At 67.0% G+C, this 24,848-nt stretch carries 22 protein-coding genes; 7 read left to right on the forward strand and 15 right to left on the reverse strand.

Annotation, left to right across the window (positions count from 1 at the left end; genetic code table 11):
* The first annotated feature begins 82 nt into the window (after positions 1-82).
* The 3 genes from istA (at position 83) to U5O44_RS02555 (ending at position 5,015) form a co-directional block, all read left to right on the forward strand.
* A complete protein-coding gene (gene istA, locus U5O44_RS02545) occupies positions 83-1,606 on the forward strand; it encodes an IS21 family transposase (RefSeq protein WP_322586890.1) in 1,524 nt (507 codons plus the stop codon).
* A 44-nt stretch (positions 1,607-1,650) separates the two neighbouring features.
* Positions 1,651-2,427, forward strand: a complete 777-nt coding sequence (gene istB / locus U5O44_RS02550) for an IS21-like element helper ATPase IstB (protein WP_322586891.1) — start codon at positions 1,651-1,653, stop codon at positions 2,425-2,427.
* Positions 2,428-2,564: 137 nt separating this feature from the next.
* Positions 2,565-5,015 (forward strand): DEAD/DEAH box helicase, encoded by a 2,451-nt coding sequence (locus tag U5O44_RS02555; protein WP_322586892.1) that lies wholly within the window; start codon positions 2,565-2,567, stop codon positions 5,013-5,015.
* A gap of 274 nt (positions 5,016-5,289) precedes the next feature.
* On the opposite strand, the gene U5O44_RS02560 is transcribed toward U5O44_RS02555, so the two are convergent.
* From U5O44_RS02560 to U5O44_RS02610, 11 genes are all read right to left on the reverse strand, one after another.
* Positions 5,290-6,057: an SIR2 family NAD-dependent protein deacylase gene (locus tag U5O44_RS02560; protein WP_322586893.1), complete on the reverse strand. Its 768-nt coding sequence runs from the start codon at positions 6,055-6,057 to the stop codon at positions 5,290-5,292.
* 168 nt (positions 6,058-6,225) lie between these two features.
* The gene (locus tag U5O44_RS02565; protein ID WP_322586894.1) at positions 6,226-7,029 is read right to left on the reverse strand and encodes an ankyrin repeat domain-containing protein; all 804 of its coding nucleotides are present in this window, start codon (positions 7,027-7,029) and stop codon (positions 6,226-6,228) included.
* Entirely contained in the window at positions 6,962-7,201 is a 240-nt protein-coding gene (locus U5O44_RS02570) for a hypothetical protein (RefSeq protein WP_322586895.1), read from the reverse strand. The genes U5O44_RS02565 and U5O44_RS02570 overlap by 68 nt, the downstream gene beginning before the upstream one ends.
* 14 nt (positions 7,202-7,215) lie before the next feature.
* The gene (locus U5O44_RS02575) at positions 7,216-7,422 is read right to left on the reverse strand and encodes a hypothetical protein (RefSeq protein ID WP_322586896.1); all 207 of its coding nucleotides are present in this window, start codon (positions 7,420-7,422) and stop codon (positions 7,216-7,218) included.
* Between the two features lie 13 nt (positions 7,423-7,435).
* Positions 7,436-8,635, reverse strand: coding sequence for a vWA domain-containing protein (locus U5O44_RS02580; protein WP_322586897.1), 1,200 nt, complete (start codon positions 8,633-8,635; stop codon positions 7,436-7,438).
* Positions 8,632-9,825: an ATP-binding protein gene (locus tag U5O44_RS02585; protein WP_322586898.1), complete on the reverse strand. Its 1,194-nt coding sequence runs from the start codon at positions 9,823-9,825 to the stop codon at positions 8,632-8,634. The genes U5O44_RS02580 and U5O44_RS02585 overlap by 4 nt, the downstream gene beginning before the upstream one ends.
* Positions 9,797-11,575 carry a hypothetical protein gene (locus tag U5O44_RS02590; RefSeq protein ID WP_322586899.1) on the reverse strand — a complete coding sequence of 593 codons (1,779 nt, stop codon included), beginning with the start codon at positions 11,573-11,575 and terminating at the stop codon, positions 9,797-9,799. The genes U5O44_RS02585 and U5O44_RS02590 overlap by 29 nt, the downstream gene beginning before the upstream one ends.
* A complete protein-coding gene (locus tag U5O44_RS02595) occupies positions 11,575-12,105 on the reverse strand; it encodes a protein-tyrosine phosphatase family protein (RefSeq protein ID WP_322586900.1) in 531 nt (176 codons plus the stop codon). Before U5O44_RS02595 ends, U5O44_RS02590 begins: the two co-directional genes overlap by 1 nt.
* Positions 12,106-12,148: 43 nt before the next feature.
* Positions 12,149-13,252 (reverse strand): hypothetical protein, encoded by a 1,104-nt coding sequence (locus U5O44_RS02600; protein ID WP_322586901.1) that lies wholly within the window; start codon positions 13,250-13,252, stop codon positions 12,149-12,151.
* A gap of 40 nt (positions 13,253-13,292) precedes the next feature.
* Positions 13,293-15,440, reverse strand: coding sequence for an AAA family ATPase (locus U5O44_RS02605; RefSeq protein ID WP_322586902.1), 2,148 nt, complete (start codon positions 15,438-15,440; stop codon positions 13,293-13,295).
* 207 nt (positions 15,441-15,647) lie between these two features.
* Positions 15,648-16,775 carry a helix-turn-helix transcriptional regulator gene (locus U5O44_RS02610; RefSeq protein ID WP_322586903.1) on the reverse strand — a complete coding sequence of 376 codons (1,128 nt, stop codon included), beginning with the start codon at positions 16,773-16,775 and terminating at the stop codon, positions 15,648-15,650.
* A gap of 170 nt (positions 16,776-16,945) precedes the next feature.
* Between U5O44_RS02610 and U5O44_RS02615 the strand changes: the two genes are divergently transcribed.
* Genes U5O44_RS02615 through clsB form a run of 4 tightly spaced genes read left to right on the forward strand, consistent with a single transcriptional unit; the run spans position 16,946 to position 20,503 of the window.
* Complete coding sequence (locus U5O44_RS02615) at positions 16,946-17,863, forward strand: prenyltransferase (RefSeq protein WP_322586904.1); 918 nt, start codon at positions 16,946-16,948, stop codon at positions 17,861-17,863.
* A gap of 29 nt (positions 17,864-17,892) precedes the next feature.
* Positions 17,893-18,381: a dihydroneopterin triphosphate diphosphatase gene (gene nudB, locus U5O44_RS02620; RefSeq protein ID WP_322586905.1), complete on the forward strand. Its 489-nt coding sequence runs from the start codon at positions 17,893-17,895 to the stop codon at positions 18,379-18,381.
* On the forward strand, positions 18,378-19,178 hold the full coding sequence (locus U5O44_RS02625; protein ID WP_322586906.1) for an endonuclease/exonuclease/phosphatase family protein: 801 nt from the start codon (positions 18,378-18,380) through the stop codon (positions 19,176-19,178). The genes nudB and U5O44_RS02625 overlap by 4 nt, the downstream gene beginning before the upstream one ends.
* Positions 19,175-20,503 (forward strand): cardiolipin synthase ClsB, encoded by a 1,329-nt coding sequence (gene clsB / locus U5O44_RS02630; protein WP_322586907.1) that lies wholly within the window; start codon positions 19,175-19,177, stop codon positions 20,501-20,503. Before U5O44_RS02625 ends, clsB begins: the two co-directional genes overlap by 4 nt.
* Here clsB and U5O44_RS02635 read toward each other — a convergent pair.
* From U5O44_RS02635 to U5O44_RS02650, 4 genes are all read right to left on the reverse strand, one after another.
* Positions 20,497-21,669 carry an acyltransferase family protein gene (locus U5O44_RS02635; RefSeq protein WP_322586908.1) on the reverse strand — a complete coding sequence of 391 codons (1,173 nt, stop codon included), beginning with the start codon at positions 21,667-21,669 and terminating at the stop codon, positions 20,497-20,499. The two genes, clsB and U5O44_RS02635, sit on opposite strands and share 7 nt — an antisense overlap.
* A 134-nt stretch (positions 21,670-21,803) precedes the next feature.
* Complete coding sequence (gene htpX / locus U5O44_RS02640; RefSeq protein WP_322586909.1) at positions 21,804-22,679, reverse strand: protease HtpX; 876 nt, start codon at positions 22,677-22,679, stop codon at positions 21,804-21,806.
* A gap of 109 nt (positions 22,680-22,788) precedes the next feature.
* The gene (gene pyrC, locus U5O44_RS02645) at positions 22,789-23,835 is read right to left on the reverse strand and encodes a dihydroorotase (RefSeq protein ID WP_322586910.1); all 1,047 of its coding nucleotides are present in this window, start codon (positions 23,833-23,835) and stop codon (positions 22,789-22,791) included.
* Positions 23,832-24,779: a LysR substrate-binding domain-containing protein gene (locus U5O44_RS02650; RefSeq protein ID WP_322586911.1), complete on the reverse strand. Its 948-nt coding sequence runs from the start codon at positions 24,777-24,779 to the stop codon at positions 23,832-23,834. The genes pyrC and U5O44_RS02650 overlap by 4 nt, the downstream gene beginning before the upstream one ends.
* Positions 24,780-24,848: the final 69 nt, after the last annotated feature.

A 24,848-nucleotide genomic window follows, 5' to 3' on the forward strand; every position in this document is an offset into this window, starting at 1 on the left:
GCGTCGAAGCGGACAGTGCTGCGTAGAGAACACAACCCCTGGGCGTCCTACCCTCGGCGGCTTTTGCCCTCGAAGGACCGGGATGCCCAAGCAACGAATGTCTCTACCCATGATCAAGGATGTCATCCGCCTGAAGTGGCACGCCCGGCTCTCGCACGAGAGCATTGCCACCACCCTGAAGGTCTCCAAGGGCGTTGTCGCCAAGTACGTCGGCCTGGCCAGCGCGGCAGGTCTGGACTGGGAGACGGTGCAGGACTGGAGCGAGCAGCGGCTCTCGACGGCCCTGCTGCCGCGCTCGACCGCCTCGCAGCCGTTCGTGGAGCCCGACTGGGGCCGCATCCACCGCGAACTCGACCGCAAGGGCATGACGCTGATGCTGCTGTGGCAGGAGTACGTGGCAGCGCACCCCGAGCAGCGTACCTGGCGCTACACGCAGTTCTGCGAGCACTACAAGACGTTCACGTCACGCCTGAAGCGCTCGATGCGCCAGCACCGCCGGGCCGGCGAGAAGCTGTTCATCGACTTCGCCGGCCCGACGGTGGGTTTGAGCGACGGCAGCCGCGCGCAGGTATTCGTCTCGGCGATGGCCGCCTCCAGCTACGTCTTCGCCTGTGCCACGCCGGCCCAGCGGCTCGACGACTGGATCGAGGCGATGGTGCGGGCGCTGCACTTCTACGGCGGGGTGCCGCAACTGATCGTGCCGGACAACGCCCGGGCGGTCATCGCCACGCCGGACCGCTACGAGCCGCGCGCCAACGACACGGTGCTGGACCTGGCGCGCCACTACGGTACCTCGGTGCTGCCGGCGCGCCCGAGAACGCCACGGGATAAAGCCACCGCAGAAAGCTCCGTCCAAGTGGTCACCCGCTGGGTGCTGGCGCGGCTGCGCCATGAACGCTTCGACACCGTCGCACAGGTGGACGCGGCCATCGCCGCGCTGCTGCCCAGCCTCAACGAGCGGCCCTTCCAGAAGCTGCCCGGCAGCCGTGCGAGCGTGTTCGCCGAACTCGATGCCCCGGCGCTGATGCCGCTGCCCGCACAGCGCTACGAGATGGCCCGCTTCAAGACCGTGAAGGTACACATCGACTACCACGTCGAGATCGAGGCCCACCGCTACAGCGTGCCGCACGCCCTGGTCGGGCAGACCCTGGAGGCGCGCATCACCCGGCACGCGCTGGAGTTGCTGCTGCGCGGCCAGCGCGTGGCCGCCCATGCCCGCAACGATCGGCGCGGCGGCTACACGACGGTGGAGGCCCACATGCCGGCCGCCCACCGCGCCCATCTCGAATGGACGCCGCAGCGCCTGATCGATTGGGGCCAGCGCATCGGCCTGTCCTGCGGCGAACTCGTCACCCGGCTGCTGCAGACCTACAAGCACCCCGAGCACGGCTACCGCTCCTGCCTGGGCCTGCTGAGCCTGTCGCGCCGCTATGGCGAGGCCCGGCTGGAGGCCGCCTGCGAGCGTGCTCTTGCCCTGGGCACTTGGCGCTACCGCCACGTGCGTGACCTGCTGGCCAACCACCGCGACCTCGCCACCGAGGCCACCGCTTCCGACTGGATCAGCCCCGAGCACGCCAACTTGCGCGGCCCCGGCTACTACCAGTGAGCCCCATGCCCCCGGCCTGCCCATCCACCGAATCCGACCCCACCATGCTCAACCACGTCACCCTCACCCAACTGCGCTCGCTCAAGCTGCTTGGCTTCGCCGATGCCCTGCAGCAGCAGCACGAACAGGCCGACTGCCTGGGCCTGTCCTTCGACGAGCGTCTGGCCCTGCTCGTCGAACGCGAGGTCTACGCCCGCAGCGACCGCAAGCGTGCTCGGCTGCTCCAGCAAGCCCAGCTCAAGTACCCCACCGCCACCATCGAGGACGCCTCCTTCCAGGGCGTGCGCGGCATCGACCGCCCCGCGCTCATGGGCCTGGCCCTGTCCAACTGGATCGACACCGGCCAGACCATCACCTTCGCCGGCGCCACCGGCCTGGGCAAGACCTGGCTGGCCTGCGCGCTGGCCCAGTACGCCTGTCGCCAGGGCCGCTCCGCGCTGTACCTGCGCGTACCACGTCTGCCCGAGGAGCTTCGCATCCTCCACGGCTCCGGCGCCTTCCGCCGCTGGCTCGTCCAGCTCGCCAAGACCGACGTGCTCGTACTCGACGACTGGGGCACCGGTCCCATGGACCCCGCCACGCGCGGCGACCTGCTGGAGATCATCGACGACCGTGTCGGTCACCGCGCCACCCTCATCACCCACCAGTTGCCCATCGAGCACTGGCACGCTTGGCTCGCAGACCCGACCATCGCCGACGCCATCCTTGACCGGCTCATGCAGCGTTGCCGTCGCTTCAACCTCGAAGGCGAGTCACGCCGCACCGGCAGCGCTGCGCGTGCAGCCGCCAAGCCACATCCTGCCGTTCAGGAGACCTCATGACGCCCTGACAACCACCCCTCGACCGTAGACTCTCACCACTGCGCAGCACCGCCTCCAACACGGCGGTCACGTTCACCGAAACGGCCGGTCACGTTGCCGGAACGGGTCTGATTCCCGCCCACAACGCCTCGGTCACGATGCGCCGAAATGGGCGGTCACGTTCGCCGAAATACGCAGCTGACGAGGTGGGGTTGGGCAAGACCATCGAGACGGCGCTGATCCTGCGCGAGCTGGCCAGTCGGGGTGAACTGAACCGCGCGCTGATGGTCGTGCCGGCCGGTCTGGTCCACAACTGGCACCGCGAGCTGAATGAGGTCTTCAACCTGGATTTCGAAGTCTTCGGCTCCGAGGGTGACATCACCGACCGCAAGACCAACGCCTTCGCCAAGCACGACCGCCTGATCGCCAGCATCGACACCCTCAAGCGACCGGCACGCATCAAGCGCCTGCAGGAAGCGCCCCGTTGGGACTTGGTGGTGTTCGACGAAGCACATCACCTGACGGCACACCGCAACGGCGGCAAGGTGCGCAAGACCGAGAACTACAAGCTGGCCGAGGTGCTGAAGGACCACGCCCGTGACCTGCTGATCCTCTCGGCTACGCCGCACCAGGGCAACCACTTCCAGTTCTGGATGCTGGTGCAGTTGCTGAACCCGACGTTGTTCGGTGCGCCGGAGGACATGGTCGAGAACCGTCACCGGCTGAACCAGGTGATGTTCCGCCGCACCAAGGCGGACGCCTGCCAACCCGATGGCTCCCCCTTGTTCGCCCGGCGCTGGGTGCACACCGAATCGTTCCTGATGGGACCGGAAGAGCGCCTGTTCTACGAGAAGCTGCGCGAGTACCTAGAAGACGGCTTCGACCTGGCCAAGCGCCAGGGCAACAAGGGCCGCGCGCTGGGATTCCTGATGGCGATCTTTCAGAAGATCGCGGCATCCAGCTTCGCAGCCGTGCGGCGCACGCTCAAGCGCCGGTTGCTGATGCTGACCTTGCACGAAGCCTATCTGCGTGACCAGGACCTGGACATCGAGGGCCGCGAGCGCTTGATGCAGGAAGCCCGCGCCATGGTCCACGAAGAGCTGGGGCTTGCGGACGACATCATGGGGCGCAGCGAGGTCGATCGCGTCATTGCCGATCTGAAGTACCGGCTGGTGAAGAAGCTGGACGAAGAGGCGTTGGAGAAGGCCTCGGACCCGTATGGCAATGAATTCGAGTCTGCAAACGCAGAGGACGCCGTGTCAGCCGTGGTGGAGCTGCACCTGCCAGAGGAACGGCTGCGCATTGGTGATCTGCTGAAGGTCTTCCCGCGACAGAAGGAGACGAAGGCTCAGAAGTTGCTGGATGGTCTGGGCTACCTGTGGCGCCAGAACCCTGCCGAGAAGATCGTTATCTTTGCGACCTACTTGGGTACAGTCGAGCTGCTTGCCCGAGAAATCGAACTGACCTTCCCGGGGCAAGGCGTGGTGGTACTCCGTGGCGGTGACCATGGTGCTAAGACCGCAGCGGAGCGCAAGTTCAGACAGAAGGACGGTCCACGTGTGCTGGTTTGTACCGCTGCAGGCCGGGAAGGAATCAACCTGCAGTTTGCCCGGATCCTGTTCAACTTCGACCTGCCGTGGAACCCCATGGACATGGAGCAGCGGATTGGCCGCATCCACCGCTACGGGCAAAACCACACGGCCCAGGTCTACAACCTGGTGCTGTCGGACACGATCGAGGGCCGCATATTCCTTCTGCTGGACGACAAGCTCACCGAGATCGCCCGCACAGTCGGTAAGGTAGACGATCAGGGCAACGTGGCAGAAGACTTGCGAGCCCAGATCCTGGGGCAGCTGTGTGAGCGACTCAACTACGACAAGCTGTACCAAGAGGCACTGTCGGACCCCGAGCTGAAGCGCACGCAGGTTGAGCTGGAAGCCGCACTGTCGAACTCGCGAGAGGCGCGCGAGGTGGTGTTCGACCTGTTCCAGGACCTCGAAGGCTTTAGTTTGGATGACTACAAGCCCCTATCCGACGTGGCCACCGGCCTGCAGCGACTAGTGCACTTCCTGTCGGCAGCAGTCGAAGACCGCCAACAACGCTTCGTAAAGCTGGACGACCAGACCTACGAGCTAGCCACCGTGGACGGGATGGTCATCGCGCGGTTCACGCTGGATCGAGGCGTCGCCACGGCTCAGGACGACTTGCAGCTACTGGGCCTAGATCACCCTATCGTGCAGCAGGAATTCGGTCGTTGGCGCAGCCTGTCACCTGAAGAGATCGGCGTGGCGGTCAACAGTCCGTCGGGTGAGCCGACGGTTCTTTCTTTCTGGAGGGTGGAAGCGGCCGGCAAGGGCGGGGAACGACGTACGTTCATACAGCCTGTCGCAATCCAGACCGACGGCATTCGTGTGCCGGCAATCGAACGTCTGTGCGATCAAGCTTTTCGGAATGCACCTGCGAGCCCCCATCTGGACGTCGAGGCACGAGCCCGTCTGATGACTGAGCACGTAGAAACGACTATTCAGCGGGAGTTGCGTCACAAAGGTGCTGTCCACGGTGACGGCAGCTACGCCGCTGAGTTGATCGGGTATGTCGAGTTGGTCTAACGGCCAAGTAGTCATCTCATAGGTTTGTTGTTCCACGGAAATCACTCGCTCGCCCAGCGGCTTGAAGTAGCGCATATTCGTCTCCACCAGTGGCCACCGGGGTAGCCGTTTCAATTCCTCCAGATCGCGCGATCCAGCCGATTGTTTGTCTTGCGCCCGACCTCGGTGCAAGCCGCGGCCTGGGCATACTTATTTACGCGTCGGAATTACCGCTTCAGCCCCTCGCCCGGCAATGGCCCAAGGGCGCGTGCAATTGACTGAAAGCCGCTGGTCTTCACGCCCACCGCGCCAGCAGCGCCGGAAGCACCTCGCCGGCCGGTCCACGCAGGCACAACTCGCGTGACTGCACACTGGCCATCTCGCCTGGGTTGATGACGATGATCGGCTTGCCTTGCTGCGCAGCGATCTGGTGCAGACCCGCCGCCGGGAACACCTGCCCGGACGTGCCGATCGACAGGAACAGATCGCACTCGCGCACCGCCCGCTCAGCCGCCGACCAGGCTAGCGTCGGCAGCGACTCACCGAACCAGACCACGCCGGGCCGCACATACCCGCCACACCGTTCGCACCGTGGCGGCTGTATGGAGCGACCGCCTTCCGGCTCATCGGGGATCCCGTCTGGCAGCACATGTGGATGCCCGCAGGCAAAGCAGCGCGGGTGGAGCAAGCTGCCGTGCAGGTGCACCACGTCCGGACTGCCGGCTCGCTCGTGCAGGTCATCGACGTTCTGCGTGATCAGCCGTAAGTCGTCGACGCGCTGGCGCAGGACCACCAGTGCGCGATGGCCGGCGTTGGGCTGGCTGCGCAGCACTTGCATGCGACGCCATTCGTACCAGCCCCAGACCAGCGCCTTGTCCGCCCGGAACGCCTGCGGCGTGGCCAGGTCGGCCGCCTCGAAGCGTTCCCACAGCCCGGTCAGGGCATCCCGAAATGTCGGGATGCCGCTTTCGGCAGAAATCCCGGCCCCCGTCAGCACGGCCACTCGGCGCGACCGGGCTAGCCAGTCTGCGGCCTTGTTCAGTTGGGTGGCGTGAACGGTCATACGGACACTCTGGGTGATGGGTGCGCCAACGCCGCATCAACGAAGGACCAGTTCCGCTCAGCGGAGGCGTTCAGGTGATCTGGACTGCCTGCATGCAGCCGGTCCGGAATTGCGGGGTCGCTGGATCGGAACGAACGGTTCACGGTGGTTTCCTGGTGGAGCCTGACTTCAGTGTATCTCTTGCGAAAGCGATTCCTTGCGGGCAACGGATTCGATTCCGTCCAGATACTTCAGCGGCTTGCCGAATAACCAGCCGCCATATTCGTGAGACAGTCCGGTGATCTCTAGGTCGGGATGAAAGACCGCCAGCCGCGGAAAAAATCCTGCATTCCAGAAATCTCGTCGAACCTGAAGCACGAGGGATACTGGGGAGTGAAGCGAACCCGGTTTGCTTGTCTCGGCTCGCATCAATATATGACCTTCGCAGTCAATCTCCACAAATCCTTGTCTTGGTCCGAATGGAGAGTGTTGTGAATCTTCCCAGATGCATCCTACCCGCAATTCCGCTTGGACCACACGAGCCAATTCATGGCACTCGACATCGACCTGCATCCTGAGATCGATGAAAGCCTCAGATGGACGCAGGATCTTCTGGGGCGGATGAACCTGTTGCTCGTGTTTCTGCAGTTCATTCAATACACGTGCAGAGTCGATGGTCGCCCCATGTCCGTGCAACCTCTGGAGGACTTCCATCTGGCCGAAGCGAGCCGCTTCGCAAGCCGGAGTCCAGCCATCGGTGCAGGCAGCTTCAGGGTCTGCTCCCTGTTGAACCAGTTCATCGATCAGAACAAAGTCACCGCGAGCCGAGGCCACATGCAGGGCTGTACGCCCTTGGTTCCCGCGAATGTTGGCGGGGGCTCCATCCGCCAGGCTGGCACGGATCGAGTCGGAATCTCCATCCGTGTCAATCAAGAATTGCAGACGGCAGAAATCTCTCTGCAAATTTGGCGTCATTTTCATGGTGGTAATCATCGCGTGTGGCGATGTTGTCTGACAATATGACTTTTCCGCAGGGAGTGACCTCGGTAAATATCCCCCGCATCAGTAACGCTCTTGCAAGCGTTAGTGCATCCAGTTCTGATGAATCGTGGGGCTGGAATGGGTTTTCAAAGTCGGAAACGGAGATGTATTGGTCTGCTGGCATTTTTCTCTCCTATCTCACTTCAACACCATCCATTTCACCCACTGCGAGCAGGACGCGGACGGACTGCGTTGCGTCCGGTTCCAGCCGCCCCCCACGCATTCGCCGCGCACACGCTCGCTGTCGTATTCGACGCGCTCACGAAAGGTGGACACCTGCCGCGGGCCGGCCCAGTGCGTGCAGGTCGCGCAGACCTGCCAGTTCGATGGTTTTCCAGTGCTCATCACATCTCCTCGTTCAAGAACAGGCGCTGATGTCTTTCAGGCCCAAGCTCAACTGCTGTCCCCATTCCACCGGCGCACTGCAGTGTTCGGGCACCACCCACATCACCGGGAACGCCGGGCTGTGCGCAGGGGCGCGGCCCTGGCCATCGGTCAGGTAGATCAGGGCGTCGGGCGGGTTTTTCTCTGCTTCCGCAAATGGCGGGCACAGGTCGGTTCCGCCGCCTCCGAGCAAGGTCTGGCGGTTGATGTCCCGCAGGTCATCGCCAGAGCGATAGGTCCGGATACGGTGTATCTCGGCATCGCATTCGACAAAGGTCAGCTCCAGGCTTTGCTCCACGGCCATCAGTCCGCCGATCTCGGCGATGAACATCGGCAACAAGAGGCGGGTGCTGCCACTGGTGTCGATGGCCAGCATCAGCCGCAGCCCATTTGGGCGCAGGTCCGGCAGCCATAGGCCACGGTGCCAGTGCCGGCGCGCAGGGCGCTCCCAGCCCCGCCGGCGGTCTTGCCGCCCGAGCACGAACTCGCGCAGCACTTGCCGCCACGGCACTTGCGCCGGTGTCGGCTGTTGGCCGATCAGCGTCTCCAGACCGGCTGGCAGTGTGCCCATCTGACTGTGGTGCTTGATGGCCGAGCCGAGCCGGAATTTCCACTCGTTCCGCAGCGCTTCGTCGGGCAGCGTGCCGAACTCTGAGGGCAGTTCATGCAGGTCAAACGAGACGCCCTCGACGTTGTGCCCATGGTCGATCAGCCACCCGTAGACCTGTTCGGCCGATTTGCCACGCTGTTTGCGGAACAGGACCGCGCCGAGCGGCATGGTGAAACCGTCCTGCAGCAGCAGCCAGTTCACCTCATGGTCAACGGCCAGGTTCCACAGCCGGGGGTCACGGCCCTGGCGCCGCCCCAGGTGGCCGGCCACGCAGTGCCAGACCTCATGGGCCATCACGAACAGGCGCTGATCGGCGTCGAGCCGGCCCAGGAAGTCGATGTGGAAATAGAGCCTGCGCCCGTTGGTGGCCGCCGTGGGAATGCGCGGATCGGTGACCAGCTCGACCGGCAGGTGCAAGGTCAGCGAGGCCGTGAAGGGATGGCGCAACAGGAAGCGGGCGCGATCGTCCTGCAGCGTGCGCAGCCACTGCGCACGCACTTCGTCGCTCAGCGTGGCCGTGCGCGCGGTGTCGGTGGCAGGATCGGGCACCCGGATCGCCTTCATGCCGCCCTCCGCTGCCGCCCGGTCACGGGCTTCGGCGCCTCTTCCGGCTCGGCCAGGGTGCTGCCATGGCGCAGGCCCCACTGGACGTAGAGCGGATGCGAGAACAGTGCATTCGCCTTGTCGCCTTTCGGGTCGTTCTGTTCTAGCCACTGCAATGCCGCCTGCATCGACATCACCGCGAAGTCGCTGCTGAACGCCAGACCCGCTCGCAGGAAATGCGTCAGGCGGGTGTCGCGTTGCTCGACTGGACCGGTCCAGAGGTGCTGCGCCAGCCCGGTCGCCATCGTGTGCCGGAGGTCCATGCGCTCGGGCACCTCGAACGCGATCTTGCCGAGCAGCACGCTTTCGAGGTCCGGCAGCTCCTCGTGCATCTGCAGGTAGGCCAGGAACTCGGTGGCGGCGGCCGAGCCGATCAGGCCGTGGACCATCAGTGCCACGCTGCTCGGGCCGAGCGAGCTGCCGGACGCCAGCACCTGCGCAACCCGCTCCCAGCTGCGCGGGCTGGGCCAGCCGCGCTCGACATTGCCCTCCATGTCGAGAAAGCAGTTCGGCCGGTATTTCAGGAACGAGACCACGATCGGGTGCAGCGCCTGCTGCTGTGCCCAGTCCAGCCAGGTGCCGAGATCGGCCCGAAGCTCCAGGTGACAGAAGCGGTTGGCCAGCGCACTCGACAGCGGCTGGCTGACGGCACGGTCCTCGCGCCGGTTGCCCGCCGCGCAGATCAGCCATCCCGGCGGCACCTGGTACAGGTCGCCCAGTCGGCGGTCCAGGATCATCTCGTAGGCGGCGACTTGCAGCATCCGGTCGGCGGCGGTCAGTTCATCGAACAGGATGATGCCGCGGCTGTCCGGGTCACGTGGCCACTCGGAGGACAGCAGCCAGCGCACCTGATCGCCGTCCGGCACCGGCAGACCGCGCAGGTCCACAGGCTCGCGCTGCGACAGCCGGACATCGATGAAGCCGATGCATTCCTGCTCGCACAGCGCGCGGACCACGCTGCTCTTGCCGACGCCGGGGGCGCCCCAGAGCATCATCGGCGCGATCCGGGCCGCAGCGCCGGGGTGCTCCAGCTGTCGCAACTGGTGGCGCAGCAGTTCGCGGACCTGGTCGATGGTGGCGGTCGGCGAGACCGGGGCGGGCTCGCGACGGGTTTCACGGCCATCAGCGTAAAAGCGGGGTGGTGCAACCATGATCGGCCGTGCTCCAAGGGGGTGGATCGAAAGTGGTGTCGTTCTTCGGCGCTGCCCGGAATCCGGGCGGCAGGCGCCCGCTCAGGATCAGCAGCTGGGCCAGTTGGCGGAATTCGGACTCGGACAGGCTGGAGCCGGCCTGTTTCGGGGGATCGGTCAGCAATCGGACCAGCGCGCAACGCACCTCGACCGGGCGCGCCGTGATCTGTTCCGCCAGCGTTTCCAGCACATGGCAGCGCGGCAGGTGCTTGAGCAGGAAGTCATGGGCCGCTCGACGGAGCCCGGCGTCCATCTGGGGCGTGCGCATCAGGCTCTTGGCGGTCCGGGTCAGCCACTCGCGCGTCTGCAGCGGCATCGGTCGATGGGTTCGGGCATGCACGAACATGGCGGTCAGGAATTCCGGCATGGCCACCGCCGCCTGGCCGGTGTGCTGCCACCACGACACCATCTGCTCCAGGATGTGGGTCTGGTAGCAGAGGTCGACCACCATCTGGTGCATGGCCGCCCGGGCCTCGGGCAGGTGCCGGCAGCCTTGCCACAGCAGCCAGTCGGCCCGCCACCCGTCGGCGCCCAGGTCGAGGGCCATAGCCCAGCGCCAGGCGTAGGGGTCGGTCACAGGCCGGCCGTTCTGGTCGCGCATCAGGCGCCTTGCGAGGCGGCAGCGGTGGGCCCAGACGACCGCCGGATCGATCCCCGCCCGCAGCATCTCCAGCAGGGTCGCCAGTACGCCGGGCAGCAGGGCTTGTGTGCAGTGCTTCAGCAGGCCCTGGAACTGCTCCCACGACGACTGGTCTCCGGCGATGCAGGCCTGTTGCAGGCGGCGGAAGGTGCCGTCATTGAGGTGGACCTCACTCACCTCGACCAGGTCCGGCGGGACATGGCCGGTGCAGTTGACTTTCGTGCCGACGCCCAGGCTGGTTCTCATCAGCTGGAGGCAGTTCTCGATCGTCAGCGTCGTCGGCTCGTGCAGCGTCAGGGCGGTCACATGGCTGTCCGACAGATCGACCTGCTGGGCGGGCAGGGCGATCACCAGGCCAGCGCGGGCGCCGGTCTGGTGGCCCAGTTCCAGCCGGTTGGCCGAGCCCAGGCCATCAAGGCACAGCAGCCGGTTGCAGCCGATGAGTTCAACATGGCCCATGCTGGCCTGCAGGCTCAGTCGCTCCAGGCTCGGTGTCTGGCTGATGCGCAGGTGTGACAGCGCCTGCGCGCAACTCAGCGACCGCAGGTCGGGGTGGTCGATGACCAGGGCTGTGCGCCAGGACACATTCGGTTCCAGGACGAGATGGCCGCCGGCCCTGGACGAAGCGCCGGTCAGGACACGCAGCTCGACAGGCTGCGGCGTCTCGTCCGGGGCATGGGCCGGACCAATGCGGGCCGACTGCCAGGGCGGGTGGCGGTGGTCTGCTGCGTCCAGCATGAACTTCGCCTGGCGCCAGCAGGCATCGAGCAGGGCCAGCTGGGCCTCGATCAGCATCTCCGGGGTCTGGTCTCCGCCGTCGAGGTGGACCACCGCCCGGGCCGACTCGGGCATCCGCACATGCCGCAAGGCGGGGCAGCCCTGCACGGTCAGGTGGACCTCGTCCGTGCCGGTCAGCCCCCGAAGATCGAGTTCCTGCAGATGCGGGCTGTCGCTCAGGTCGAGTGCCCGCAGCGTCGGGTGCACGATGCACAGGACGAGGGTGTCCGGGCAGGAAACCCGCGCCCCATGGGCGGCGTCCACCTGCGGCGACAGGTAGCGGATCACCTCCATCAGGACACTTCCGTGACCGGGGCCGGCGGGCGTGCAGCCCAGTCCACGACGTAGCGGCGCTGCTGTTCGGTCTCGGGCGAATGTGGCCGGCGCTTTGACTTCGGGCAGGTGGACCACAGCTGGGCGAGTTGCTGCAGCGCCGCCTCTCCCGTCACCGCCTGCTGCGTGGCCAGCCAGCACCCGACGATCACGCCCGTGCGGCCGATGCCGCCCCAGCAGTGCAGGTAGACCTGTCGCCCTGCCGCTAGATGGCGGTCGATCGCGTCGAGGGCGCCGCGTGTCACCTCGGCGTTTGCCGGCACCGAGACATCGCGGATCGCATGGCGCTCGTGGTGAATGCCTGCCGGCAGCAGGTGGGCGTAGGGGGCCAGCTCGCGCTCCTGGGTCAGGTCAATGAAGACCTGCACCCCGGCGTCCACCATCGCCTGCACCTTGACGCGGGCTTGGGCCTCGGTGGCGGCGCCGGGGTATTCGCCGGCGTGGAAGCGTCCCGGCAGGATCTCGTAGCTGTGAAAGGTGGGAACGGGCATGGGGTTTTCCTCCGGAGGTTCATTCAGTGCAGGGCAGGGCTGGTCAGGACAGCACGCGGACCTGATCGGCGGTGACCCCGAGACGCAGGCGCTTGCTCTTGATCACCTGTTCCCAGAGGCGGTAGCCGGAAGGCGGCAGGTACTTGTATTGCTTGGGGTCGTAGCGCCCTTCGATGCCTGTCATGGCGTGCATCGTGCTGGTGGCTGCGGCCTTCACGCCGTCGTCGGTTTCGCGGCAGCCGATGTAGTAATCGTTGCCGGGCCAGGAGACATGGTCCCAGGCCACGACGCTGAAGAGGTCGCAGTCCGAGAAGTCGTCCCCCGCCTCCTCGTAGGCAGTCGGCGGGCAGAGCTGCGGCGTGTCGAGGTGCAGGAGCAGCGGGCGCACCCGCAGCAACGTCTGACCGCACACGACCTGCTGGTCCGTACCAGACCGGTAAGGGTCGAAGCGGACCAGGGCAACATGCTGCAGCCGGTCGGCGTGGCGTTCCAGGAGGGTCTGCAGGGCGAGGGCCAGAGGCTGTTCGAGTTCTCCTCTGAACACGCCGGCGAACTGGCCGCAACCCAGACCCGGTACCGTGACCACGGCCCGGCGACCTTTTCGGGCTGCCGTCTCGTTGGCGTGGAGCAGGACCGGCAACAGCCGCCGCTCGTACAACGCGAGGAAACCCGGCAGGTGCAGCGTCCGCTCGCGCACCACCTCGCCCGAGTCGGCCGCAGGGTAGCCCTTGCCGTTGGCCAGCAAGGCCCCGGGCGTGAACAGCATCGTGGCGTCGATCGGCACGGGATGGACCCGGGGTGCATGGTGTGTGCCATCGTCATGGACCCGGACCGGCACCGCCACGCTGATGTCGCCCAGCAGGCCGAGTTCGTGCTGTGTCCAGTCCGTGCCATCGCCGTAGACGGCACTCTCGGCAAAGATCTGCGGCTCCTTGGTCTGGAACAGCCGCTCCAGCATCGAGACGAGATCGTGCGGTTTCCCGTGCTCACGCAGCACCTTGGCCAGCCGGGCACCTGGCTTCTGATCGGCCTGCAAGGCCTGCACGTACGCCAGTAGACGTTGCCGGGTGTCTTCGCTCAGCAACAGGGTGTATGGCGCTGCGGCGGTGGCGGATGAGGGGTGTGACAGATCGATCGAGTTTTCCATGAGAACCTTCCTTGTTGACGTTGCTTGAGAGATGTTGGGCTCAGATCGGCGCATGAGAGTCGATCTGGAGCGAAAGATCACGGGTGTGATCGAGCGAGTCCAGGAAGCCGATGCCACGCGACGGCCGCCCTGGCTTGATCGCGCAGGCCTGCTTCAGGCGCTGGGCCAGTGCAGCGCTGTCCTGCGGCACGTTCAGCCGGGCACCGCGGCGCACTGCGGCGAAGTCCCCCGGTGTGAGCAGGTCCAGTGCAGCGATCATCGACAGGCTGTGGACGTCGGCCGCCCAGCCCCAGGCGCCGACCAGTTCCTGGAACATCTCCAGGGCCTGTTCGGCTTTCAGCGGGCCAAAGCGGATGCAGAGGTCGAAGCGGCGCATCGCCGCCTGGTCGATCTGCTCGATCAGGTTGGTGGACGCGATGAAGAGACCGTCGAAGGCTTCCATCTGGGTCAACATCTCGTTGACCTGGGTGATCTCCCAGGGACGCTGGGCGCTGCGGCGGTCCATCAGGAAGCTGTCCGCCTCGTCCAGCAGCAGGACCGAACCGTCGCGGCGCGCCTGGTCGAACATCTGCGCCATCTGTTTTTCGGCCATGCCGACATAGGGTGACAGCAGGTCCGAGGCCTTGCGCACCAGCAGCGGCCGGCCGAGCGTGTCGGCCATGTGGCGACCGAACTCGGTCTTGCCGGTGCCGGGCGGTCCCCAGAGGCACAGGCGCCCGCTGCCTTCCCGCAGCAGACCATCGCGCAGCGACGGCAGGTTCGTGTCGGCATTGAGCCAGTCGAGCCGGTAGCCGCCCCGGGCCGTCACGGTGGCGGGCAGTCGGGGGGCGTCCATCGCCTGCAGGGTGTTGTTCATCACCCGGGTCAGAACCTGCTCGGCCCCCATCGTGCAGCCTTCGGTGCCGGTCACGGCTGCACAGACCTTGGCGGCGCGCTGGATCAGGCCCGGCCCCAGGGCCTCGTGACGGGCCGCCTGCGCGATCCAGGCCGGCGAGAGCGGCAGGTCGTGTGCGCGCAGGTGCTGCTCCAGCATGTGCCGGCGCACCCGCTCCGGTGGCATCTCCAGTTCCAGCACATAGTCGAACCGGCGACGGTAGGCCGGATCCAGCCCGTCCAGGTCGCTGGTCACCCAGAAGGTCAGCACCGGGTTGTGCTCCAGCACATGGTGGACCCAGCCCTTGATGCCACTGCTGTTCGGTTGACTGCCCTCGAAGACATCCTCGGCTTCGTCGAAGAGCAGCGCCGGGGAGGCGGTGTTGCGCAACAGGTTCTGCGCAAAGCGGAACGAGTTGAAGCGGGCCTTGCCGCCGTTGGGTCGGCCGTCTGGCAGGTGCACCGGGATCTCCAGCAATTGCAGCCCTGTCGCCTGGGCCAGCATCCGGACGAACTGCGTCTTGCCGGTACCCGAGCGACCGTGGATCAGGACGTTGAGGCCCATGCGGCCCTGCTGCGCCGACGATGCCAGATAGGCCGACAGGATGTGGACATCCTCCTGGACGTGGGCAAAGTCTTCGCGGTTCAGAGTGGGCGGCGACGGCCGCACGACCATCGCCGGGAACAGGTCCAGCAGATCGACCGGCCCCTGCTGCAGGGCATCGACCAGACCCTCCAACAGGTCGACCTTGTCGTTGAAACGGTAGCGCCGGTCATCATCGACCGAAATCAGTGCCGAGCGGCACAGGCCGGACTGGGGAGCCAGGGCCATGCGGATACGGTGACTGCCGCTGGGCAGGCAGGTCGCCAGCAACTGCACCAGTTCAGTCCGGCTCAGATCCCCCGCCAGATTCAGCGCGCTGTTCAGTTCGTTGTGCAGACGCTGCAGAACCACCACATGCAACAGATCGCGCTCGATCACATTCAACCCGAGGCGATCGCCCAGCCGGGCGATGTTCATCGCCAGCGTGGTGTCCGTCGGCAGCACGGGTTGGAGGCGCTCGAGATCGGCCTGCAGTGCCTGCAGTTGCCTGCGCACCTTGTCGGCATCGTGGGCCTTCTTGTTGTTCAGCCCCAGGAAGAAGGCCACATCCTCATCACCGAGAAAGTGCTCCTGTACCAACTGGTCGATGCCCCGGAAGGAGAAGAGCACACGCAGGATCCAGCGCTGGATCACGGGGGTGTAGCGCGCATCGAGGGTCGGCGAGAGGTCAAGACCGTCTGCCGTGGTGCTCGACCCCAAGGCCGATGTCATCGCTGGCTTCAGACGGGGCGCCTCCTGGGCGCTGATCGGGTGCTTTTGCGCCAGTCGGCCTGTGCGCCGAAGCGAATCGAAAACGCGTGTGATCCACCGCCGGACTCTCGATGTGTCACGTGCATCCGGTGCGGGCGAGAGGCCAAGGTCGTTGGCGGTAGTACCTTCCAGAGTGGGGGGCATCGGCAGCTCCTCGTGTCCATGGATTCAGTGTGGGCGGCGCTGCGACAGCATGTGTCGCAGCCGATCCGATGTCGGACTGAAGTCCGTCGTGTCGGCTCCGGAGGCTGCAGGGGCGGCTTCATAGCCTGCCAGCGCCTGGCGCAGCGTGTGGCGGATTTCGTCGCGCAGGGCCTGTGGCGCCAGCACCTCCACCTCTGCAGAGCGTCCGACCAGCCACCAGCGCAGCTCCCAGGTGTCGGCCACGCTCGCCTGCACGCGCACGCGGCCGTCCGACATGGACTCGCTCCACTGGTCCTCGTCCAGCGGCGATTCCTGGAGCATGCCGCCCATCAGCGACGAGCAGGCCAGGACCAACTCGATCGGCTGGCTGCCGGGCTTCATGCCGAACTGGGCCTGTCCGCTGGACAGCCATTGGTCCAGGCTCCAGCCACGGGGCGGCATGATCGGGTGGGAGACCATGCGTGCCCGCAGGATGCGGTGCATGGCGTAGAAACCGGGAGGGGCTTCGAAGCCCTTGGACGCGATGAGGTAGGTCGTGCCACCGCGCAGCACGAGGCCCAGCGGATGCAGGGTGTAGCGCTCCGTGCGTGACCGGGTCGCGGTGGCATCCTGACTCTGACTCGCGCGGGCGTAAGAGACCTCGATCTGGACCTCTTTCAGCAGTGCATTCGAGACGACGGACCGGATGCCCGGGTTGACCACCGGCGGCATCTGCAGCAGCCCGGGCGTGACCACCCGGACCTTGTCGGCCCAGCGGGGCATCTCGACGTGGTCTCCCAGTTTCTGCAGGCGGTTGCCGGCCTGCTCGAAGACGGTGGCGAAGCCGTCGATCATGTGGGCCGGCAGCGCGGCCTGCAGGTGCTGCTTCACCAGCGTCACCATCAGCGCTTCGGGCACGCTCATGCCGCCGATGCCTTGGTCGGCCTCGACACCCCAGCGCCAACTGTGTGGCTTGCTGCTCTCGTTGACTTCCAGCGGGAAGTGATCGCGCAGCATCTGCAGGTCGCGCTGGACCGAGCGCAGCGTGACGCCATGGCCCCGCTCGCGCAGCCGCTCCTGCAGTTCCGTGGCCGACACGGACGATCGCCTGGGAATCGCCTGCAGCAGATCGAGCAGGCGGGCCAGGGTCTTGGGTTTGGATTGCGCGGGCACTGCGTGAACCTCCTGGGGTCGGTCATGCCGGCCGGGGCAGCTCGCTCGGCTCGGTCGTGACAGACATATCGGAGGAAAACCGTCCGACCTGACCTGCCGCCTCCTGGCTGGAAACCATCACTTGATGTTTCTCAACCTAGCCCTTTCGCTCCGCAGGCACCCTCCCGGGCATGTTCACCTCTGGCCTCCGCTGGATCACCGCCGCCCGCCCCGGCTTCCTCGTCGTCACCCTGGTCGCCGCCCTGCTGGGCATCGCCTCCGCGCAGGCTTGCGGCGCGGGCTGGCACCCACTGGACGCGGCGGTCACCGTCGTGCTGGCCCTGCTGGCCCATGCGGCGATCAACCTGCACAACGACTGGGGCGACGCGCTGATCGGCTCCGACGCGCTCAACACCGACCGCATCGGGCCATTCACCGGCGGCTCGCGTGTCGTGCAGGACGGTGTGTTCACGGCCGCGCAACTGCGCGACATGGTGCAGATGATCGGGATGGTGGTCATCGGCGGCGGGCTGGTGCTGGCGGCACGGGCGGGCCCCGGGCTGTTGTTCATCGGCATGGCAGGCCTGGCACTGGGCTGGGCCTATTCGCATCCACGGCTGGCGCTGATGTCGCGCGGGGCGGGGGAACTGGCGGTGGCGGCGGGCTGGTGGCTGGTCGTGGTCGGGGCGGACTATGTGCAGCGTCGGCACTTCGACGCCGCGCCTGCGCTGGCCGGTGTGAGCCTGGCGCTGCTGATCGCGGCGATGCTGTGGATCGCCGAGTTCCCCGATGCCCGCAGCGACGCGCAGGCAGGCAAGCGCACGCTGGTCGTGCGGCTCGGCCCGACAGTGGCCGCACTGGGCTATCTGGGGCTGGTCGTGGTAGCGCATGGCTGGGTGGCGTACTGGTGGTGGGCGGTCTGGCTGCCGACCACGGCCTGGCTGGCGCTCGGCTCGGCACCGCTCAGCCTCGTGGCGGCCGGCCTGCTCTGGCACCACCGGCGCACGCCGCAGCGGCTGCGCCCGGCCATCGTGCTGACGCTAGCGGCGGCGGTGCTGCATGGGGTGCTGCTGACGGTGGCGTACGGGCAGATCGCAGGCTTGCGCTGACCGGCGGCGTTGCCGCTATGCTTTGCCGCATGACACCCCGCAAACCGCCGAAGATTCCTGAATCCGTCCTCGTGGTCATCCACACGCCTGACCTGCAGGTGCTGCTGATCGAGCGTGCCGACAAGCCCGGCTTCTGGCAGAGCGTGACCGGCTCGAAGGACACGCTCGACGAGCCGATGCGTGCCGTCGCGCGGCGCGAGGTGGCCGAGGAGACGGGCATCGTGGTCGGCACGGCGGCGGTGCCCGAGGACGCGCTGTGCGACTGGGCGCTGCGCAATGTCTACGAGATCTACCCGGTCTGGCGCCACCGCTATGCCGACGGCGTGACCCACAACACCGAACATGTGTTCGGCCTGACCGTGCCGGCGGGCACGCCCGTGACGCTGGCGCCGCGCGAGCACTTGCAGCATGTCTGGCTGCCGTGGCGCGAGGCAGCCGACCGCTGCTTCTCGCCGAGCAACGCCGAGGCGATCCTGCAACTGCCGCGACAACTGGCGCTGAGTTCCTCGACCCGATGACCCCGACGATTCCGATGACCCTGCCGGGCGGGCTGGACGGCCCGCGGCTGCGGGTGGCGACCTACAACATCCACAAGGGCGTGCGTGGCGTCGGCCCGCGCAAGCGGCTGGAGATCCACAACCTGGGGCTCGGCGTCGAGGCGCTGGACGCGGACCTGGTGTTCCTGCAGGAGGTGCGGCTGTTCCACCACCGTGAAGCACGGCACTTCGACCAGACCTGGTTCGGCTGGCCGGAGCAGGGACAGGCCGATTTCCTGGCCCCTGAGGGCTATGCGTCGGCCTACCGCACCAACGCGGTCACGCGCGACGGCGAGCACGGCAATGCGCTGCTGTCTCGCTGGCCGCTGGGCGATGTCGAGCACCACGATGTCTCCGACCACCGCTTCGAGCAGCGCGGTCTGCTGCATGTGAAGGTGAACTGGCGCGGGGTGGACATCCACGCCATCGTGGCCCATTTCGGCCTGATCCATGCCAGCCGCGTGCGGCAGGCGCAGCGGCTGGGGGCCTATGTCCGCGCCGAGATTCCCCCGCACATGCCGCTGGTGGTGGCCGGGGACTTCAACGACTGGGGGGAGCGACTCGACCCGGTGTTCCACCTGGCCGGTCTGGCGCGGGCCCATCCGCCCGGCCCGCACAGCCGCACGCCGCGCACCTTTCCTTCCCGCATGCCGCTGCTGTCGCTGGACCGGGTCTATACCCGTGGCCTGCGCTGCCACAGCATGAGCGTGCCGCGTGGCCCGGCCTGGGCGCGCATGTCCGACCACCTGCCGCTCCTGGTGGAGCTGGAGCTGACGTGAAGTCCGGCGATCCTGTGCCCGTCGATCCGGTGAGTGCACTGGGCATCGACCCGGACGGCGAACCGATGTCCTGGTACCTGGTGCCGCGGCCGGTGTTCCGCGGGGGCAACGAGGTGGAGTTGCTGCGCGGTGGCGAGGCGCTGTTCCCGGCCATGATCAGCGCGATCCGCAACGCCCGCCACGAGATCTGGCTGGCGACCTACATCTTCCACGACGACGCCGCGGCGATGGCGGTGGCGGTGGCGCTGGAGCGGGCGGCGCGGCGCGGCGTGCGGGTCCGCGTGGTGGTCGACGGGTTCGGCGCGCACGACCATCTCGCGGCGATCGTGCCGCGGCTGGAGGCAGCCGGCATTGCCGTGACGGTGTTCCGCCCCCTGGAGCGCTGGACCCACTGGCTGCAGCCGGGACAGCTGCGGCGGCTGCACATGAAACTGTGCGTGGTGGACGGCGTGGTGGGCTTCGTCGGCGGCATCAATGTCATCGATGACCACATCGACCTGAACCACGGCCACACCGAGTTGCCACGGCTGGACTTCGCCGTGCGCGCCACCGGTCCGGTGGTGGCGCCGATGGAGCAGGCGGTGCGGGCGATGTGGTCGCGCTCCTGGTTCGGCCACGACTGGCAGCAGGAGATGCGCACCTTGCTGCACACCGAACGTCCCGTGCGGCGCCTGCGCGGCCTGATGCGCCAGATGCGGCTGACGCGCCGCGGACACCGGGTCGCGCTGCTGGACGAGGCGCTGCCGCCGGTGCAGGCGGCTTTCGTGGTGCGCGACAACCTGCGCCAGCGCCGCACCATCGAGCGGGCCTACATCGACGCGATCCGCTCGGCGCAGCGCCGCATCTGGCTGATCAGCCCGTATTTCTATCCCGGGCGCGAGTTCCGGCGTGCCCTGTGCAAGGCCGCGCAGCGTGGCGTGCAGGTGCGCCTGTTGATGCAGGGCAAGCCGGACTACCGCATCGCCGCGATGGCCGCGCGCGTGCTCTACGAGGAGCTGATGCGCCACGGCATCGAGATCTACGAGTACCTGCCCGCGTTCCTGCACGCCAAGGTCATGCTGGTCGACGACCACTGGGCCACGGTGGGCAGCTCCAACATCGACCCCATCTCGCTCCTGCTCAATCTGGAGGCCAACATGGTCGTGCGCGACCTGACGTTCACGCAGGATCTGGCGGTGGAGATCGGCCGGGCGCTGGCGCAGTCCGAGGCCATCACGGCGCAGCGTGTCAAGTCGCAGGGCTGGGCTGGGCTGGCGCCGCGGGTGCTGGTCGAATGGGCGGCCTATGTGTACCTGCGCGTGGCGGGCGTGACCGGCCGCTACTGACTAGGCCGCGCTCCGCGCGGACGCAGCCGCTCGCGCAGCGGTTGCTCGAACCACTGGAACGAAGCCCACGCCACCCCCACCAGCACGGCAATGGCCGCCAGCATGCCCAGCACGGCGGGGCCGCCCTGCCGCACGATGGTGTTGTGGACCGGGTGCACGATGAACGGGTGGTAGAGGTACATCCCATAGGAGATCTGGCCGATCAGCACCAGCACCGGGGCATTCAGGAGGGCTGCGGTGGTGCCGCGGCCGGAAGCCCGGATCAGCACCAGCGGCAGCAGCGCGCACAGCAGCACCGTCTCCAGCGCGAAGGCATAGAGCTGCTGATCGGCCACGGCGCCGGTCTCCCGCAGCAGCGAGGTGGACAGCAGCATGCCCGCGATCAGCGCCGGCAGCGGCCAGCGCCAGCGGGCGAGCTGCTCGAAATGCCGCCGCCAGCGCGGGGTCGTCAGCAGTACCGCCAGCAGACAGCCGGCGCAGAGCTGGTCCATGCGGGTCTCCAGTGCGCGGTAGAGGTAGACCTCGCCGACGCCGAAGCCGAAGATCAGCACCGCCTTGTACAGCCAGACCAGCGGGATCGACACCGCCAATGCCTGCCGCGGCGACTGGCCCCGGCGCAGCAGCGCGACCAGCAGGAAGGGCCAGACGAGGTAGAACTGTTCCTCCACCGCCAGCGACCAGCAGTGCGAGAGGTAGTGGGCGGCGGCGCCCGTGAATGCCTGGTAGTAGTTGGTGCCGTAGAGCAGCGTCGAGACCACGGCCCCCCAGGGAATCTCCTGGCCCCGCAGCGCCAGCAATGCCATGCCGGCCAGCACATAGGCCAGCGACGCCGGCAGCAGCCGGGCCACGCGGCGCTGGTAGAAGGCGCCCAGGGCGATGTGGCCGTGCCGGGCATGCTCGGCGAGCAGCAGCCAGGTGATCAGGAACCCGCTGATCACGAAGAACAGCTCCACCCCGACCGAGCCGTCGAACACCATGACCGGTCCGATCCGGTCCGCGCCGAGGTGGTTGACGATGACCAGCAGCACCGCGATGGCACGCAAGCCGTCGAGACCGGCCATGCGCGGCTGCTGCAAGGCCGACAGCAGCACCGGCGCCGGTGCCCGCCCGGACGACGCCTCTTGGATCCACGGACCCCGCAGAGGGGTGTCGATGACAGACTTCATGGCCCTCCCGAGGCAGCGTGCAGTGGCAATCAAGAAACTTTTGGTTACATTGATTTTCGCTGGGGAGGGGCCTTCTTTGCTGAAGGCCTGCTTGGCCTGCTTGGCCGGCGTGGCCGCAGCGGTTCAGGCGGGGATCACCGGGCGTTCTGGAGCGCCCGGATGCGGTCCTCGATCGGCGGGTGGCTGGAGAACAGCGCCATCAGGTCGTTCGGTCGACCCGAGATGCCCATCGCGGCCATGGTCTTCGGCAGGTCACCCGGCTCCAGCCCACCCAGACGGGCCAGCGCATGCACCATCGGCCGGCGATCGCCCATCAGTTGTGCGGCGCCGGCATCGGCGCGGAACTCCCGCTGGCGCGAGAACCAGGCCACGACCATGGCGGCGACCACGCCCAGCAGCATGTCCATCACGAGGGTGGTCGCGATGTAGCCGATGCCGGGAGCGTCCTTGTCGTTCTTCAGGATCATCCGGTCGACCACATAGCCGACCACCCGCGAGATGAAGACGACGAAGGTGTTCATCACGCCCTGGATGAGGGTCATCGTCACCATGTCGCCGTTGGCGACGTGGGCGACCTCATGGCCGATGACCGCTTCGACTTCCTCGCGGTTCATGCTCTGCAGCAGTCCGGTGGAGACCGCCACCAGCGCCGAGTTCTTGAAGGCGCCGGTGGCGAAGGCGTTCGGTTCGCCGTCATAGATGGCAACCTCGGGCATGGCGATGCCGGCCTTCTGGGCAAAGCGCTCGACGGTGCCGACCAGCCAGCGGTGCATCGGGTCGGTCGAGCCGTTGATGACCTGCGCGCCGGTGCTCCACTTGGCCATGGGCTTGCTCATCAGCAGCGAGAGGATCGCGCCGGTGAAGCCCATGAACAGCGAGAACAGCAGCAGCGTGCCGAGGTTCAGCCCCTGCGCGTCCAGGTAGCGGTTGATGCCGAGCACGCTGGAGGCGATGCCCAGCACCAGCATGACGGCGAGGTTGGTGAGCAGGAACAGGGCGATGCGTTTCATGGTGAAGCTCCTCGTGGGGGATCCCCAGCGTATCTGAGGCCGCTTCACCCGCGTGTCAAGTGGGTGCCGGTGTCGGTGCCGGTGTCGGCACCGCCATGGCCGACACGGCTCAGGGGATGAGGCGCCAGTTCAGCGTCTCGCCACCACCCAGCGGCTTGAGTTCCGCGTCACCATAGGACAGCGACTCGGGCAAGGTCCATGGCTCACGGCGCAGCGTGATGGTGGTGGTGTTGCGTGGCAGGCCGTAGAAGTCCGGGCCGTGGTGGCTGGCGAAGCCCTCCAGCCGGTCGAGGCGACCGGCGCGCTCGAATGCCTCGGCGTACAGCTCGATCGCCGACAGCGCCGTGTAGCAGCCGGCGCAGGCCGCGGCGTGTTCCTTGAGGTGGGCGGCGTGGGGGGCGCTGTCGGTGCCGAGGAAGAACTTCGGGCTGCCCGAGGTGGCCGAGGCGAGCAGCGCCAGACGGTGTTCCTCGCGCTTGAGCACGGGCAGGCAGTAGTAATGGGGCCGCAGTCCACCGGTGAAGATCGCGTTGCGGTTGTGGAGCAGGTGGTGCGCCGTGACGGTGGCTGCCGTGTTCGGGCCGGCTTCTGCGACGTACTGGGCGGCGTCGCGGGTGGTGATGTGCTCGAAGACGATCTTCAGTTCGGGAAAGGCATCGCGCAGCGGCTCCATCACCTCGTCGATGAAACGTGCCTCGCGGTCGAACACGTCCACCGACGGATCGGTGACTTCACCGTGGACCAGCAGCAGCAGGCCTTCGCGCTGCATCATCTCCAGCGTCGCATGGGTCTTGCGGATGTCGGTCACGCCCGCATCGCTGTTGGTCGTGGCACCCGCCGGGTAGAGCTTGAGCGCGACCACGCCGGCGTCCTTGGCGCGGCGGATTTCGTCGGGCGGGGTGTTGTCGGTCAGGTAGAGCGTCATCAGCGGCGTGAAGTCCACGCCTTCGGGCACACAGGCCTCGATGCGTGCACGGTAGGCCAGGGCCTGCTCGGCCGTGGTCACCGGCGGACGCAGGTTGGGCATGATGATGGCGCGGCCGAACTGGCGTGCGGTGTGCGGCACGACGGCCGCCATCGCTGCGCCGTCGCGCACGTGCAGATGCCAGTCGTCGGGGCGGGTGAGGCGGAGCGTGGGGGCGGTGGCGGTCGTCATAGACCGCGATTCTCGCCCAGCTTGGTGGTGCGCAGGAATTCCCACAAGGCCTGCGCCGCCGGCTTGTTGTGGCGCGAGACCTCGGGCCGCTCGCGGTAGAGGCGCACTTCGATCGTCACCTCGAAGGCCGCACCCGACTGGCGCGGACCGGCGGGGACCAGCCGCCGCGCACTCAGCTCCTTGCGCACCGAGCTGGCGGGCAGGAAGGCCAGTCCATGCCCTTCGAGCGCCATCGCCTTCAGGCCCTCGGCCATGTCGGTCTCGTAGATCGGGTCGAGGTAGAGGGCTTCGCTCGACTGCTTGAGCAGCAGGTCGACCATGCGCCCCAGGTAGGCGCCGGTGGCATAGCCGAGGTAGGGCACCTTGTCATGCGAGCGGCCCGGCAGGCGGAACAGCGGGTCGCCGTCGGCATTGGCCCGTGCATAGGGCGCCAGCGTCTCGGTGCCCAGGCTCAGCATCTCGTAGCGCTCGGGGTTGAGCTGCAGCGGCTGCGAGGCGTGGTGGTAGGCCAGCAGCAGGTCGCAGGAGCCCTCGGTGAGCTGCATCACCGCGTCGTGCACGTTCAGGCCCACCAACCGGCTCTTGAAGGCACCGAAGCGCTGGCGCAGCCCCATCACCCAGTGCGGGAAGAAGGTGAAGGCCAGCGAGTGCGGCACGGCGAACTCGATCATGTCCTGGCTGGAGGTCTGGTGGCCGCGCATCAGGTTGCGGGCTGCCTGCAGGTTGCCGAGGATCTCCAGCGCCTGCGGCAGCAGGGTCTTGCCGGCCGAGGTCAGGCGGGTGGGGTAGGACGAGCGGTCGACCAGGTCGATGCCGGCCCAGGCTTCGAGCGCCTGGATGCGCCGGGAGAACGCCGGCTGGGTCACATGCCGCAGCTGGGCCGAGCGCGAGAAGCTGCGCGTCTCGGCCAGGCTGACGAAGTCTTCAAGCCATTTGGTTTCCACGCTGACCAGTGTAGCGAGCCTGACCGAGCGGCCGCATCGGGTCCAGCGCGCAGATGCCAGGCCATGCGG

The organism is Sphaerotilus sp., assembly GCF_034519685.1.
Lineage (GTDB): Bacteria > Pseudomonadota > Gammaproteobacteria > Burkholderiales > Burkholderiaceae_C > Sphaerotilus.

Coding starts and splice junctions, on each gene's coding strand:
- U5O44_RS02635 (WP_322586908.1), bottom strand. CDS start 21,669: ATGAAGTCTGTCATCGACACCCCTCTGCGGGGTCCGTGGATCCAAGAG.
- htpX (WP_322586909.1), bottom strand. CDS start 22,679: ATGAAACGCATCGCCCTGTTCCTGCTCACCAACCTCGCCGTCATGCTG.
- U5O44_RS02600 (WP_322586901.1), bottom strand. CDS start 13,252: ATGGAAAACTCGATCGATCTGTCACACCCCTCATCCGCCACCGCCGCA.
- nudB (WP_322586905.1), top strand. CDS start 17,893: ATGACACCCCGCAAACCGCCGAAGATTCCTGAATCCGTCCTCGTGGTC.
- U5O44_RS02570 (WP_322586895.1), bottom strand. CDS start 7,201: ATGCCAGCAGACCAATACATCTCCGTTTCCGACTTTGAAAACCCATTC.
- pyrC (WP_322586910.1), bottom strand. CDS start 23,835: ATGACGACCGCCACCGCCCCCACGCTCCGCCTCACCCGCCCCGACGAC.
- istB (WP_322586891.1), top strand. CDS start 1,651: ATGCTCAACCACGTCACCCTCACCCAACTGCGCTCGCTCAAGCTGCTT.
- U5O44_RS02560 (WP_322586893.1), bottom strand. CDS start 6,057: ATGACCGTTCACGCCACCCAACTGAACAAGGCCGCAGACTGGCTAGCC.
- istA (WP_322586890.1), top strand. CDS start 83: ATGCCCAAGCAACGAATGTCTCTACCCATGATCAAGGATGTCATCCGC.
- U5O44_RS02595 (WP_322586900.1), bottom strand. CDS start 12,105: ATGCCCGTTCCCACCTTTCACAGCTACGAGATCCTGCCGGGACGCTTC.
- U5O44_RS02615 (WP_322586904.1), top strand. CDS start 16,946: ATGTTCACCTCTGGCCTCCGCTGGATCACCGCCGCCCGCCCCGGCTTC.
- U5O44_RS02555 (WP_322586892.1), top strand. CDS start 2,565: ATGCGCCGAAATGGGCGGTCACGTTCGCCGAAATACGCAGCTGACGAG.
- U5O44_RS02625 (WP_322586906.1), top strand. CDS start 18,378: ATGACCCCGACGATTCCGATGACCCTGCCGGGCGGGCTGGACGGCCCG.
- U5O44_RS02605 (WP_322586902.1), bottom strand. CDS start 15,440: ATGACATCGGCCTTGGGGTCGAGCACCACGGCAGACGGTCTTGACCTC.
- U5O44_RS02565 (WP_322586894.1), bottom strand. CDS start 7,029: ATGATTACCACCATGAAAATGACGCCAAATTTGCAGAGAGATTTCTGC.
- U5O44_RS02580 (WP_322586897.1), bottom strand. CDS start 8,635: ATGAAGGCGATCCGGGTGCCCGATCCTGCCACCGACACCGCGCGCACG.
- U5O44_RS02575 (WP_322586896.1), bottom strand. CDS start 7,422: ATGAGCACTGGAAAACCATCGAACTGGCAGGTCTGCGCGACCTGCACG.
- U5O44_RS02590 (WP_322586899.1), bottom strand. CDS start 11,575: ATGGAGGTGATCCGCTACCTGTCGCCGCAGGTGGACGCCGCCCATGGG.
- U5O44_RS02585 (WP_322586898.1), bottom strand. CDS start 9,825: ATGGTTGCACCACCCCGCTTTTACGCTGATGGCCGTGAAACCCGTCGC.